Source organism: Chitinolyticbacter meiyuanensis, assembly GCF_008033135.1.
Lineage (GTDB): Bacteria > Pseudomonadota > Gammaproteobacteria > Burkholderiales > Chitinibacteraceae > Chitinolyticbacter > Chitinolyticbacter meiyuanensis.
In genome coordinates this window covers 2,234,513-2,248,621 of the sequence record NZ_CP041335.1, presented here as the reverse complement: position 1 = coordinate 2,248,621, position 14,109 = coordinate 2,234,513, and the positions used below count along the sequence as shown (strand labels likewise).

General features: G+C 64.3%; 11 protein-coding genes. 9 read left to right on the top strand and 2 right to left on the bottom strand.

Features of this window, described 5'->3' with window-relative positions:
- Positions 1 to 7 precede the first annotated feature (7 nt).
- Positions 8 to 1,180 carry an AGE family epimerase/isomerase gene (locus FLM21_RS10800; protein WP_148715575.1) on the top strand — a complete coding sequence of 391 codons (1,173 nt, stop codon included), beginning with the start codon at positions 8 to 10 and terminating at the stop codon, positions 1,178 to 1,180.
- Positions 1,181 to 1,523: 343 nt separating this feature from the next.
- Entirely contained in the window at positions 1,524 to 1,928 is a 405-nt protein-coding gene (locus FLM21_RS10795; RefSeq protein ID WP_148715574.1) for an ArsR/SmtB family transcription factor, read from the top strand.
- A 407-nt stretch (positions 1,929 to 2,335) separates the two neighbouring features.
- On the opposite strand, the gene FLM21_RS10790 is transcribed toward FLM21_RS10795, so the two are convergent.
- Complete coding sequence (locus FLM21_RS10790; RefSeq protein ID WP_187359861.1) at positions 2,336 to 3,814, bottom strand: DNA recombination protein RmuC; 1,479 nt, start codon at positions 3,812 to 3,814, stop codon at positions 2,336 to 2,338.
- Positions 3,815 to 3,882: 68 nt separating this feature from the next.
- Here FLM21_RS10790 and flgA point away from each other — a divergent pair, with 68 nt between their 5' ends.
- The 7 genes from flgA to FLM21_RS10755 all read left to right on the top strand — a co-directional run bounded on the left by flgA (position 3,883) and on the right by FLM21_RS10755 (position 12,804).
- Positions 3,883 to 4,569, top strand: a complete 687-nt coding sequence (flgA, locus tag FLM21_RS10785; RefSeq protein WP_148715573.1) for a flagellar basal body P-ring formation chaperone FlgA — start codon at positions 3,883 to 3,885, stop codon at positions 4,567 to 4,569.
- 79 nt (positions 4,570 to 4,648) lie between these two features.
- Positions 4,649 to 5,599 (top strand): bifunctional riboflavin kinase/FAD synthetase, encoded by a 951-nt coding sequence (locus FLM21_RS10780; protein WP_148715572.1) that lies wholly within the window; start codon positions 4,649 to 4,651, stop codon positions 5,597 to 5,599.
- A 72-nt stretch (positions 5,600 to 5,671) separates the two neighbouring features.
- Positions 5,672 to 8,536, top strand: a complete 2,865-nt coding sequence (gene ileS / locus FLM21_RS10775; protein WP_148715571.1) for an isoleucine--tRNA ligase — start codon at positions 5,672 to 5,674, stop codon at positions 8,534 to 8,536.
- Positions 8,529 to 9,023 carry a signal peptidase II gene (gene lspA / locus FLM21_RS10770; protein ID WP_148715570.1) on the top strand — a complete coding sequence of 165 codons (495 nt, stop codon included), beginning with the start codon at positions 8,529 to 8,531 and terminating at the stop codon, positions 9,021 to 9,023. The genes ileS and lspA overlap by 8 nt, the downstream gene beginning before the upstream one ends.
- Before the next feature lie 8 nt (positions 9,024 to 9,031).
- On the top strand, positions 9,032 to 9,952 hold the full coding sequence (gene ispH / locus FLM21_RS10765) for a 4-hydroxy-3-methylbut-2-enyl diphosphate reductase (RefSeq protein WP_148715569.1): 921 nt from the start codon (positions 9,032 to 9,034) through the stop codon (positions 9,950 to 9,952).
- Between the two features lie 198 nt (positions 9,953 to 10,150).
- The gene (locus FLM21_RS10760) at positions 10,151 to 11,836 is read left to right on the top strand and encodes an arylsulfatase (RefSeq protein ID WP_148715568.1); all 1,686 of its coding nucleotides are present in this window, start codon (positions 10,151 to 10,153) and stop codon (positions 11,834 to 11,836) included.
- On the top strand, positions 11,833 to 12,804 hold the full coding sequence (locus FLM21_RS10755; RefSeq protein ID WP_222846678.1) for a formylglycine-generating enzyme family protein: 972 nt from the start codon (positions 11,833 to 11,835) through the stop codon (positions 12,802 to 12,804). Before FLM21_RS10760 ends, FLM21_RS10755 begins: the two co-directional genes overlap by 4 nt.
- Positions 12,805 to 12,819: 15 nt before the next feature.
- On the opposite strand, the gene FLM21_RS10750 is transcribed toward FLM21_RS10755, so the two are convergent.
- The gene (locus tag FLM21_RS10750) at positions 12,820 to 14,094 is read right to left on the bottom strand and encodes an HD-GYP domain-containing protein (RefSeq protein ID WP_148715567.1); all 1,275 of its coding nucleotides are present in this window, start codon (positions 14,092 to 14,094) and stop codon (positions 12,820 to 12,822) included.
- Positions 14,095 to 14,109: the final 15 nt, after the last annotated feature.

Here is a 14,109-nt window from a genome sequence, read left to right as displayed (position 1 = left end):
CCCGACCATGAACCCGAACTTCCGTAGCCGCGATTTCCTGCTCGACCACATCCGCCACACCATGGCGTTCTACGATCCGCGCGCCGTCGATCCGGCCGGCGGTTTCTACCATTTCTACAAGGACGACGGCACCGTCTACGACACTGAGACGCGCCACCTCGTTTCGTCCACCCGCTTCGTCTTCAACTACGCGATGGCCTACAAGGCCTTCGGCGCACCCGAGTATCAGCAACGGGTGCGCCACGGCCTGGCCTTCCTGCGCGACATACACCGCAATCCGGCCACCGGTGGCTACGCCTGGCTGGTCAAGGGCAATGACGTGCTCGATGCCACCAACCACTGCTATGGCCTCGCCTTCGTGATGCTGGCCTACGCCTGCGGGCTGAAAGCCGGCATCGAAGAAGCGCGCGGCTGGATCGCCGAAACCTATGACTTGATGGAGCAGCGCTTCTGGCTGCCCGAACACGGCGTGTACGCCAGCGAGGCCCTGCCGGACTGGACACTGACCGATTACCGCGGCCAGAACGACAACATGCATGGCTGCGAAGCCATGCTGGCCGCCTTCGAAGCCACCGGCGAAGCACGCTACCTTGATCGCGCCCGGCAGCTGGCGGACCACTTCACCCGGCGCCAGGCCGCGCTGACCACAGGCCAAGTGTGGGAGCACTTCCGCACCGACTGGCAGCCTGACCTCGAGTACAACAAGGGTGACAAGACCAATATCTTCCGCCCTTGGGGCTTCCAGACCGGCCACCAGACCGAATGGGCCAAGCTGCTGCTAATCCTTGATCGGCACGATCCGGCACCGTGGCACCTGGCGCGCGCGCGCGAATTGTTCGATGTGGCAATGCAGTACGGCTGGGACGCGCGCCATGGCGGACTGATCTACGGCTACGACCTTGCTGGCGCGCCGTACGATGAGGACAAGTATTTCTGGGTCCAGGCCGAATCCTTCGCCGCTGCTGCCCTGCTCGCCCATGCCAGCGGTGAAGATCAATACTGGCAATGGTATGAGCGGATCTGGGCATACAGCTGGCAGCATTTCGTCGATCACCAGCATGGCGCCTGGTACCGCATCCTCGCGCCCGACAACAGCAAGGTCACTGACGAGAAGTCACCAGCGGGCAAGACCGATTACCACACGATGGGTGCCTGCTACGAGGCATTGAACGTTTTGTAAGCACCAGTCAGGTAAATGATCGGGATTTTTCCTTATCTGACATAGACATGGAAACCGGCACAATACCTTCAAACCATCCAGCCTGACCTGGGTGGTTTGCATGCGAGATCTTTACCTTCCTCTACTACTGACGCACGCCCGATGGCGTGCGTTTTTTTGCAATTGGCAGCCAGGACTAACCCACCTCACACCAACCTGCTTTTCAGTCGGCAAAAATTGCAAGCAGCTGGTCAGCGCTGCGTTTCAAATCAGTAAAGGCAGCTCATCAGGGAAATACCACCATTTATCTGGCATGCGCTCTGCCATTATGATTAAGCGTTTGCTGATAAAAAGAGACTGAACAATGAGCACACTCGCAGACGGCAAGACAGACCTCGCCTGTCGAACCGACGAGGCCAATGGGGCAATGGCAGTGCTGCTCCAGGATCTCGATTCGGGGCTGTTCAAAGCCTTGTCTGAACCTACACGCCAGCGCATCGTGTCCATCCTGCTGCAGCATGGCCGGCTGAACGTATTGCAGATCAAGGAATTCTGCCCGCAGGATCGGTCGGTGATCTCCCGCCACCTCAAGTTCCTGCGCGAATCCGGCGTGGTGATTCATATGCAGGAAGGGCGCTATGCCTATTACGAGCTGAACGGCTTTGGCATCATCGTCACGCTGCGGCGCATTCTGGAACAGATGCAGGTACTGATGGCCTCGCTTCATCCCAATGCATGGGCCGAATTCGAAGCCAAGCGATCCCGATAAAAAAACGGGATGGCCTAAGCCATCCCGCAAGAGTCGATCTCTAGGGAGAGACCACAGGGAGTATCCCATCGGATTGCACGGCGCCAAGGGCCGCCAAGTCGTGTGCAGGCCACTTGCAGCACATGAAGCATGTGTGCCGGCAGAACATGAACCAACCTGATGCAGCAGATTTGGCATAGCGCTCGCTGCAAACTGCTTCGCGAATTGCCATTCGTGCACAACAATGCACGCAATTCTATGGGAAAGCCGATGTCAGCTCAATGACATTGAGCTGCTCAATCAAGATTTGTTCCGTTGCGCGATGGGTGTACGCAAAATTAGACATGGCCATGGCCGAGCGGGAAACGCCCCGGCGCGCGGGCATGCGCACAGCGCGCTTTGCCAGCACGCCATGCTGGCGGCAGTTGTTACTGCACCAACGTTCCCGCTTCGTTGCTCTCGCCTTCCAGCTTCACCTGCTCAATCTCGGTAAAGCGGCGCGAGATCTTCTCGCTGGTGATGGCGACGCTTTGCACGTCGTCATGGGCCTGGCGGATGTGGGCGGCAAGCTTTTTCATCCGGTCGTCGAAGCGGCCGAATTCCTGGCTCAGGCGACCCAGCGCATCCTTGATGATGTGGACCTGCTTGCGCGTCTCCACATCCTTGATCACCGCGCGGGCGGTATTGAGCACAGCCATCAGCGTAGTGGGCGAGACGATCCACACCCGTTTGGCCATCGCGTACTGCACCAGTTCCGGCTGGTAGGCGTGGATCTCGGCGAACACTGCTTCGGCCGGTACGAACATCACAGCGCCGTCCGCCGTTTCACCGGGGATGATGTACTTGCCGGCGATGTCGTCGATGTGCTTCTTGATGTCCGCTTTGAACAGCCGGGCGATAAAGGTGCGGTCCACGCCCGGTTCGTACATGCGGTGGTAGTTCTCCAGCGGAAACTTGGCATCGACCGCCACGGTGCCGGTCGGCTCGGGCAGACGCAGCAGGCAGTCGGCCCGGGTGCCGTTCGAGAGCGTGGCCTGCAGCTCGTAGGTCTGGGCCGGCAGCACATTGCGCACCAGATGCTCCAGCTGCACCTCGCCAAAGGCGCCGCGCGAGCGCTTGTCGCCCAGCAGCTCCTGCAGGCTGACCACGTTGGTGGTCAAACCGTCGATCTTCTTCTGTGCCTCGTCGATGGTCGCCAGCCGCGCCATCACATTGGCAAAGGTCTCGTTGGTCTTCTTGAAGCCCTCGTCCAGCCGCTCCGTCACCTTGCCGGAAATTTCCGCGAGGCGCCCGTCCGCCGTCTTGGTCAGCTCGCCCACGGTGAGCGTGAGCTTCTCGGTGGTCTGCGCCAGCGCGGCCTGCAGCTGCTCCATCTCGCGCTTCGATTGCTCGGCCAGCATGGTCGAGAGCTTGAGCAGCACGTCCTCGCGCAGGCTGTCCTGCTTTTGCTGCAATTCGCTGGCGATATCGGCGAGCTGCTTCTGCGATTGCTCCCGCCCTTCCGACAGGCTGCTGGTCAGCGACAACCGCAGTGTGGCCAGCGCATCAGTCAGCGAGGCCTGCAGCCGGGTCTGTGCCTCACGGGTGTCCTTGAGCTCGCCACCGACCGCGCCACGCAGGCGCTCGAAGCTTTCGCCGACGCTATCACGCAGGCGCTCACCCGAGCGCGCCACCACCTCCTGCAACAGCGTGCCGTGCTGGGCCAGCCCCCCCTGAATCAGCTCGGTCTGGCGGCTCAAGCCGGCATGCAGGTCGTTCAGCATCTCGCGATGCCGCGTCTCCAGGCTTTCCTCCAGCGTGACCAGCACTTCCTGCTGGGTGCGGGACAACTGCTGCAAGCGCACGGTGACGATCACGCCCGCGAGCAGGACGATGAGGGTGGTGAGGCCAAACAGCAATTCAAGCATCGGAACATCTCGGCGGGGTGGCTGGCGGCAATTGTAGGGGATGGTCGACGCTCGTGTATCATCGGCCCATGCTTCTTGCCCGATTTCTCGTCGCCATTGGCCTTGCGGGGCTGATGGCTGTTGCCCAGGCTGCACCGCAGGACATGCGGGCGCTGCAGAACGCCGTGGCGGACTGGCTAGATGCCCAGCTCGCGCCCACGCCGGACGCCAGTTACCAGCTGGGTGAACTCGACAGCCGCCTGCGGTTGGATGCCTGCCAGCGCTTCGATTTGCAATTGCCGCAGGGCCAGCGCCTCGCCGGCAAGCTCATGGTCCGGGTGCGCTGCGTCGAAGGCGCGCGCTGGGCCGTCAACTATCCCGCCACTATCTCGCTGGTTTCCACCTACTACGTGGCTTCGCGGCCGCTATCCGCGGGCCGCGAGGTACTGGCGGACGATCTGGTCGCGCAGAAAGGCGATCTCGCCACCCTGCCGGGCAGCGTCATCGTCAATGCCGGCCAGGCGATCGGGCGCGTGCTCAATTCGGCCGTTGCCCAAGGCGGCGTGCTGCGCAGCGAGATGTTGCGCCCGGCCACTGCGGTGCGGCAGAACCAGCGGGTCCGGCTGGTGTTTCGCAGCGGCGAGATGGAAGTGAGCAACGAGGGCGTGGCGCTCAATACCGCCAATGTCGGCGAGGTGGTCCGGGTGCGGGTGGGCAACAACCAGATCGTCTCCGGCATCGCGCGGGAAGGCGGGCTGGTCGAGGCTGGCCCCTGAACCGCCCGCGGCGCCTGACAAGCTGCGCCCAAGCGGCTAAAATCGCGGATTCTGCAACGACTCGGCACCACCGAAGCTGATGCGCATCCTTCGCGGCGTCCACCATGCCGCCCTGCCCCCCTGTGCCCTGACCATTGGCAACTTCGACGGCCTGCACCTTGGCCATCGCGCCATGCTGGCCGAGCTGCGTGGCGCCGCCGCAGTGCGTGGACTCGCCACCGCGCTGATCACGTTCGAGCCGCACCCGCGCGAGCTGTTCGCGCCAGCCGACGCGCCGACGCGGCTGACCAGCCTGCGCGAGAAGATCGAACTGCTGCGCAGCGAGGGCATCGACTACCTGATCATCCAGCCGTTCAACCGCCGCTTTGCCGGCATCGAGGCACTGGCCTTCCGCGACGACGTACTCGCGCGCCAGCTCAACGTACGCTACCTGCTGGTCGGCGACGATTTCCGCTTCGGCGCCAAGCGCGCTGGCGATTTCGCCCTGCTGCAGGCCGCCACGGCCTTCGAAACCCACAACCTTGCCACCGTCGCGCTCGACGGCGCCCGCATCTCGTCTACCGCCGTGCGTGATGCGCTGGCCGCAGGCGACATGGACCACGCGGCCGATCTGCTGGGTCGCCCGTATTCGATTTCCGGCCGGGTGATTGGGGGCGACAAGCTGGGGCGCGAGCTCGGCTTCCCCACCGCCAACATCCAGCTGCGGCACAACCGCCCGCCCATGCAGGGCATCTTCGTCGTCGAGGCGCACGGGCTCGAGCGCCCGTTTCCTGGCGTGGCAAGCCTTGGCGTGCGCCCCACGGTGAAGGGTGCCGATGCGGCACCGGTGCTGGAAGTACACCTGTTTGATTTCAACCGCCAGATCTACCGCGAGCACCTCACCGTGCGCTTTCTTGCCAAGCTGCGCGACGAAGCCAAGTTCGACGGCCTGCCCGCCTTGATCGCGCAGATCGGGCGGGACTGCGACGATGCCCGCGCCTGGTTCCAGCGCCGCGAGCACGGCGAACGAATTAGTATCCCCCGTCCGTGAGCGGACGGGGGCACCCGATACCGTCGACCGGCAACGCCGGCCCTCACCCCGAATTCGTGCGATCCCAATACCATGGCTGAACAGAACAAATACCCCGTCAACCTGCTCGACACCCCGTTCCCGATGCGGGGCGACCTTGCCAAGCGTGAGCCTGGCTTTCTGCAACAGTGGCAGGAACAGCAGCTCTACAGGAAATTGCGTACCCAGGCCACCGGCCGGCCCAAGTTCGTGCTGCATGATGGCCCGCCCTATGCCAACGGCGACATCCACATCGGCCATGCGGTCAACAAGATCCTCAAGGACATCATCATCAAGTCCAAGGCGCTGGCCGGCTTCGACGCCCCCTACGTGCCGGGCTGGGATTGCCATGGTCTGCCGATCGAGCACCAGATCGAAAAGTTGGTGAAGGGTGATAAGGACGCGATCAAGAACAACCCTGACATTCACGCCCGCATCGTCGACTACCGTAAGGCCAACGGGCTCGACCCCAAGGAAACGGTGCTACCGGCTGCCTTCACCCGTGAGCTGTGCCGTGAGTACGCCGCCAAGCAGATCGCGCGGCAGAAGGCGGACTTCATCCGCCTGGGGGTGCTGGGCGATTGGGAACACCCGTACCGCACCATGGATTTCAAGACCGAGGCCGACATCGTGCGCACGCTCGGCAAGGTGCACGCCAACGGCTACATGGTGAAGGGCCAGAAGCCGGTGCACTGGTGCGTCGATTGCGGTTCGTCGCTGGCCGAAGCCGAGGTGGAATACGAGGACAAGGTCTCGCCGGCCATCGACGTCGGCTTCCGCCTGCGCGACCCCGCCGCCCTTGCCCAGGCCTTTGGTGGCGTGCAGCTGGGCGACGCACCGGCCTACGCCATCATCTGGACCACCACGCCGTGGACGCTGCCAGCCAACCAGGCCGTTACCGTGCACCCAGAGCTGATGTACGACCTGATCGCCACCGACAAGGGCCTGCTGGTGCTGGCGCATGAGCTCGCCGAAGCGGCACTCAAGCGCTATGGCCTCGAATCGGGCAACGCGATCGCCCAGACCCGTGGCGCGGCGCTGGAAGGCCTGCTGCTGCAACACCCGTTTGTCGAGCGCACCGTGCCCATCATCCTGGGCGACCATGTCACCACCGATGCAGGTACCGGCCTGGTCCACACCGCGCCGGCGCACGGCCTGGAAGACTATGTGGTCGGCCTCAAGTACAAGCTCGCCATCAACAACCCGGTGGCCGACGATGGTCGCTTCCTCGCGTCGACGCCGCTGTTCGCCGGCAAGACGGTGTGGGAAGCCAACCCGTTGGTGCTGGCCACGCTGGAAGAGCGCGGTGCGCTGTTCGCCAACAAGAAGCTGGAGCACAGCTACCCGCACTGCTGGCGCCACAAGACCCCGATCATCTTCCGTGCCACCACCCAGTGGTTCATCGCGATGGAGCACGAGGTGGGCGGCAAGACGCTGCGCGACGTGGCCAAGCAAGCGGTGGACGACACCGAGTTCTTCCCGGCCTGGGGCCGCGCCCGGCTGGAAGCCATGATCGGCAACCGCCCGGACTGGTGTATCTCGCGCCAGCGCAACTGGGGCGTGCCGATGGCCTTCTTCGTGCACAAGGAAACGGGCGAATTGCACCCGCGCTCGGGCGAGCTGCTGGAGCAAGTGGCGCAGCGCATCGAGCAGGAAGGCATCGAAGCCTGGTTCAAGCTCGACGCCGCCGAGCTGCTGGGTGACGAGGCCGCGCACTACCAGAAGCTGAAGGACACGCTCGACGTCTGGTTCGACTCGGGCTCCACCCACTACGCCGTGCTGCGCCAGCGCGACGAGTTCGTCTGGCCGGCCGATCTTTACCTGGAAGGCTCCGACCAGCACCGTGGCTGGTTCCAGTCGTCCTTGCTCACCGGCTGCGCCACCGAAGGTCGCGCGCCATACAAGCAGCTGCTGACCCACGGCTTCGTTGTCGACGGCAAGGGCATGAAGATGTCCAAGTCCAAGGGCAATGTGATCGCGCCGCAGGAAGTGATCAACAAGATGGGCGCCGATATGCTGCGGCTGTGGGTAGCCAGCACCGATTACTCGGGCGAGCTGTCGATCTCGGACGAGATCCTCAAACGCACCACCGACGCCTACCGCCGCGTGCGCAACACGCTGCGCTTCCTCTTGGCCAACCTGTCTGACTTCAGCCCCAGCCAGGCGCTGCCGGTCGACCAGTTGCTGACGCTGGATCGCTATGCGCTGGTCGAGCTCGCCCGCACCCAGGCCCGCGTGACGGCGCTGTACGACAAGTATGAGTTCCATCTCGCAGTGCAGGAGCTACACGCCTACTGCGCGGACGAGCTCGGCGCCTTCTACCTCGACATCATCAAGGACCGCCTCTACACCATGGGCGCGGACAGCGCCGGTCGCCGCTCGGCACAGACCGCGTTGTGGCACATCACCCAGGCGCTGACCCGCCTGTTGGCGCCCATCCTGTCGTTCACCGCGCATGAGGTGTGGGATGTGCTGCGCGGCCTTGATGCCAGCCTCGTCGAGAACGTGCAGCTGAGCACCTGGTACCCGGCTCCGGCCATCGCTGATGCCGAGGCGCTTGCCACGCAGTTCGCGCTGGTGCGCGAGGTGCGCACGCAGGTACAGAAGGATATCGAGGTGCTGCGCGCCGACGGCCAGCTGGGCTCCAGCCTGCAGGCCGAGATCGCACTGACCATCGCTGGCGACGCGCTGGCCGCGCTGCAGGCGCTGGGTGATGAGCTCAAGTTCGTGCTGATCACCTCGCAGGCCACCGTGGCCGCCGGCGAGACCAGCACCGTGGTCACGCCATCGCAGGCAGCCAAGTGCGAACGCTGCTGGCATTACCGCGCCGATGTGGGCAGCCACGCCGACCATCCGGGCCTGTGCGCACGCTGCCATGGCAACCTGTTCGGCCAGGGCGAGGCACGTCGTCATGCCTAAGCGGGTATTCGCCTTCTGGCGCTGGATCATCGCGTCGTTGCTGGTCATCGTGCTCGATCAGGTGAGCAAGCATGTGATCGAGGCACTGTTCGTCTATGGCGAACAACACGCGGTGATCCCGGGCTTCTTCAATCTCACGCTCGCCTACAATCCCGGCGCGGCATTCTCCTTCCTGGCGGATGCCGGCGGCTGGCAGCGCCACTTCTTCACGGCGCTGGCGCTGGCCGTCTCCGCCTGGATCGTGTACATGCTGAAAAAGCACCATATGGAAACCCGGCTGTCACTCGCGCTGTCCCTGATCATGGGCGGCGCCATCGGCAACGTGATCGACCGCCTGCTGTTCGGCCACGTGATCGACTTCATCCAGGTTTACTATCGCGATTGGTACTACCCCGCCTTCAACCTCGCCGATTCGGCCATCTGCATCGGTGCGGCACTGATGGTGTGGGACAGCTTCAAGAGCGGCAAACAGGCAGCCAAGCAATGAAACCGGACATGCACATCATCCTCGCGCAACCGCGCGGCTTCTGCGCCGGCGTGGACCGCGCCATCGCCATCGTCGAAAAGGCGCTGGAACGGTTCGGTGCCCCCATCTACGTGCGCCACGAAGTGGTCCACAACAAGTTCGTGATCGAGGATCTGAAAGCCAAGGGCGCGATCTTCATCGAGGACCTGGCCGACGTGCCATCCGGCAACACGGTGATCTTCTCCGCCCATGGGGTGTCGCAGGCAGTGCGCGCCGAAGCAGCCGAGCGCGGCCTCGCGGTCTACGACGCCACCTGCCCGCTGGTGACCAAGGTGCACCTGGAAGTGAAGCGGCTGCGTGAACAAGGCTTCGAGATCATCATGATCGGCCACAAGGGGCATCCCGAAGTCGAGGGCACCATGGGCCAGTCGCAGGCCGGCATGTATCTGGTCGAGGATGCCGACGACGTGAACACGCTCGATGTCGCCGACGTGGAAAAGCTCGCCTACGTGACGCAGACCACGCTGTCGGTCGACGACGCCCAAGTGGTGATCGACGCCCTGCGCGCCCGTTTCCCGCACATCGTCGGCCCGAAGAAGGACGACATCTGCTACGCCACGCAGAACCGCCAGGATGCGGTGAAGCAGCTGGCGCGCGACGTCGACCTCTTGATCGTGGTCGGCTCGCCCAACAGCTCCAACTCCAACCGGCTGCGCGAAGTCGGCGCCAACCTCGGCATCGCGTCCTTCATGGTCGACAACGAAACCGAGCTGAAGCCCGAGTGGTTCGATGGCCACGTCAAGGTTGGCATCACCGCCGGCGCGTCGGCTCCGGACATCCTGGTGCAGCGCGTGATCGACCGCATCAGATCGCTCGGCGCGCAGACCGTCACGCCCATGGATGGCATCGAGGAAAACGTGGTGTTCTCGTTGCCCAAGGGCTTGGCCTGAGTCTTGGTCTGATCCAACCGAAAGCCCGTGCAGCGCACGGGCTTTTTCATGCCTGCAGCATGGCCCTTGGCAAAAACATACACACAGGTACTCAATAGCGGGCCTACGGCTTAACGATAGAATTATTATTACTTTTTAGAATAAAAACCTCAGTGCTAATTTCTTCATCCCAATATAACAACCCCATAGGGAGAAGAGATGCGCACCTTGAATACCACGCTGGCGGTCGTGCTGGCCGCCAGCCTTGCCGGCTGCGCCAGCGACGGCACGAGCACCCCACAGCCGACCCCCACACCGGCGCCTCAGGCCAGCAAGCGCCCGAATGTGCTGCTGATCGTGGCCGATGACCTGGGCTACTCCGACATCGGCGCCTTCGGCGGTGAGATCCACACGCCCAACCTCGACGCACTCGCCAACAACGGCCGGCTGCTCACCGACTTCCATACCGCGCCAACCTGCTCGCCCACGCGCTCCATGCTGCTGTCTGGCACCGACCATCATCTGGCGGGCCTTGGCACCATGGCCGAGATGCTGCCTAGCGCACCGCATCAGCAGGGCAAGCCCGGCTACGAGGGCTATCTGAACGAGCGATCACTGTCGATCGCCGAGCTGCTGAAGGATGCCGGCTACCACACTTATGCTGCCGGCAAGTGGCACCTGGGGCTGACCGAGGAAACCAGCGCCAAAGCGCGTGGCTTCGAATCGTCGTACACGCTGCTGCAAGGCGGCGGCAGCCATTTCGCGCCGGTCGCCGGCAAGCTGCAAAGCTACGACGCGGTCACCTACCGCGAGAACGGCGTGATCGTCACGCCACCGGCCAACTTCTATTCCACTGATTTCTATACCGACAAGCTGATCGGCTACATCGACGCCAACAAGGGCGACGGCAAGCCATTCTTCGCCTACGCCGCCTACACGGCGCCACACTGGCCGCTGCAGGCCACGGCGGACTTCATCGACCGCTACCAGGGCAAGTACGACGTCGGCTACGACGCGATCCGCGACGCGCGCATCGCCAAGCAAAAGGCGCTGGGCGTGATCCCTGCGGATTTCCAACCGGCCGCGCCGCTGCCGGCCAGTGCGGGCAACCCGTCGTGGAGCCAGCTGACCGCGCCGCAGAAGGCGCTGGAGGCGCGCCGCATGGAAATCTACGCCGCGATGGTGGAGAACCTCGACTGGAACATCGGGCGACTGGTGCAGCACCTGAAGGACATCGGCGAGTATGACAACACCTTCATCTTCTTCATGTCCGACAACGGCGCCGAGGCCGGCAGCGGCATCTTCCGGGACAACGCGGACACCGACAACAGCCTCGCCAACCTGGGCAAGTCGCTCTCGAACGTGCAATACGGCAAGCGCTGGGGCGAGGTCGGCGCCACGCCATTCCGCCTCTACAAGGGCACGTCCACCGAGGGCGGCCACCGCGCGCCGGCCATCGCCCGCCTGCCCAAGCAGACTGCCGCGCAGTCGCCGTTGAACCGCATCGCCACCGTGCGCGACCTGGCGCCGACGCTGCTCGAACTGGCCAAGGCCGACAACCCCGGCAGCAGCTACAAGGGCAAGACCATCAATCCGATTACCGGCCGCTCGCTGCTGCCGGCGCTTGTCGGCAGCAGCGGCGACGTCCACGCCAGCGGCAGCGTGTTCGCCGACGAACTGTTCGGCAGCGCCTGGGTCCGACGCGACCAGTGGAAACTGGTCTGGGTGGAACAACCGGCCGGCCCGGGCGCATGGACCTTGCACAACCTCGCCAGCGACGGCGCCGAGGCCAACGACGTGTCGGCCGCCTACCCGGCCATCGTCACCGAGCTCAAGCAGGAATGGCAGCGCTACATCGTGGGTAATGGCGTGGTGCTGGCACCCACCAGCGGGCTCAACCCGTGACGACAGCGCGCAGCCAACGACGGCAGGTGGCGCTGGGCCTGGCGCTGGTTCTCGTGGCGGCCCCTGCCGCCGCGGCCGGCCACTGCGCCAAGGCCGGTGGCCTGCCAGCCGGCTGGGGCCGCGATGCCCGCGCCGGCATGGTGCGGGTGCCGGCCGGCGCGGTGCAGCTCGGTACGACGCAGGGCTATGCCGACGAACGCCCCGCCGGCCCGCCGATCCAGCTCAAGGCATTCTGGATGGATGCCACCGAAGTCACCAACGCGCAATTTGCCGCCTTCGTCAAAGCCACCGGCTATCGCACCGAGGCCGAGCGCGAAGGCGGCGCGGCGGTGTTCCGTGTACCGGAGGGCGGAGAAATCACGCCCAATGGCTGGTGGCATTACCTGAAAGGCGCATCGTGGCGCCAGCCGGAAGGTCCAGGCAGCAGCGTGCGGGGGCGGGAGAACCAGCCGGTGGTGCAGGTCACGCGCGCGGATGCCGAAGCGTACGCGCGCTGGCTGGGGCGGTCGCTGCCTTCCGAGGCGCAGTGGGAATATGCAGCCAAGGCCGGCCGTAACGACACGGGGCTGGATCGCGCCCCACGCGATGCAGCCGGCAAGCCGCTTGCCAATTTCTGGCAAGGCAACTTCCCCACGCTCAATACCCGCGAGGACGGGTATCTCGGGCGCTCGCCGGTCGGCTGCTTCCCCGCCAATCGCTTTGGCCTTTTCGACACCGTGGGCAATGTCTGGGAGTGGACGCGCGATGCCTATACCGGACCACACCAGCCCCATGGCAACGGCGACCCTTACGCCAGCGTGGCAGAGCGCGCCAAGCCACTGCGTCGCGACGCGAGCGGCGTGATCAAGGGCGGCTCTTTCCTCTGCGCAGCCAATTTCTGCGTGCGCTACCGGGCGGCAGCCCGGCATCCACAGGAGATCAACCTGCCGACCTCGCACGTGGGCTTTCGCACGGTGCGGGCCGACTAGGCGCTGCGCGACGGCTCAACCGTCGTGCAGCACATCCACCAGTGGCTGGAAGTACTCGGCCTCGGCCGGTGATGCCTGGCGGGCACGCATCGCCAGATCGCGCGCCAGTTCGCGCAGCCGCCAGCGGATCTCGCCCAGCACCAGCCCGACTTCGAAGTGCAGCCAGCCGGAGGTATCGCCGAGCAGGTATTCGAAAGCTTTGTGTTCGCCGCACAGATCGAGGCCAGTGCTGGAAAACGCCCGCTGGATCATCACGAAGCGGTGATGTGCCCGATCATAGAGCTGCCGCGACACCGGGGTGCGCTTCGGCAATTCGTTTTCGATCTGATGCATCAGCTCCAGTGCGCGGGCAATGCGGCCAAACAGCTCGTGCGTACGTTCGGCATCCTGTGCATCGGGCGCAAAACGGTATTCGGACGGGCGACACTCGCCCATGGCCTGCGACACCACCGAGACCAGGTCCGGATCGTATTCGATCGGTACGATGCGCAATGCCACCTCGGCGCGCTCCAGCGGATGCTCACCGTGCTCGGCGAGCGATGCGATCATCTCCGCCGCAGCCAGCACCCGCCCCGCACGGCTCAGCTCACGGGCAGGCAGGCCACGTGGATAGCCACCGCCATCGCCACGCTCATGGTGCTGCAGGATGGCCTGCGCCACCGTGTCGGGCATGCCGCACACTTCGCGCGCGAGCTTGTGGCCGATCACCGGGTGCACCGCGATCTGCCGCCATGCTTCCGGCGTCAGCACCTGCGTGCGGTCGAGATGCTGCTGGTCGATGTAGAGCTCGCCGATGTCGTGCAGGAGGCCGGCAGCGGCCAGTACGCCCAGTTCGGTTTCGGTGAGCTTGAGGCGCCGCCCCAGCCCGATGGCCAGCAGTGCCACCAGCACGTAATGCGACAACGTGCGCGGATCGTGGCTATGCGCCACCGTGAGCATGCTGATGGTAGCCGGATTGAGGGGGATTTCTCGCAACCGCGGCAACAGCCCGAAATCGCTGAACAGCGGCAGCAAGCCTGGCGCTGCGTCGATCACCTGCTGGCCGATGACCACGAGCTGGTCGGCATCGACCCCTTCGCTGACGGCAATGCAGCTCTCCAGCGGTTTTTTCAGCTTGTGCAGGATCAGCCGTTCCTGCGCCCCGCTGGAAATGCGCGCCCCCTTCGAAAGCAGCTTGATGCCGTTCTCGCTGTAGATATCCTCGCTCGCCTCAATGTCCCGTTGCTGTGAAGCCGCAATGACGCGATCAAGATAGTGCTGATTCACGCGGGCAAGACTAGGGCCTTCCATCCTCTCCTCCTCGAG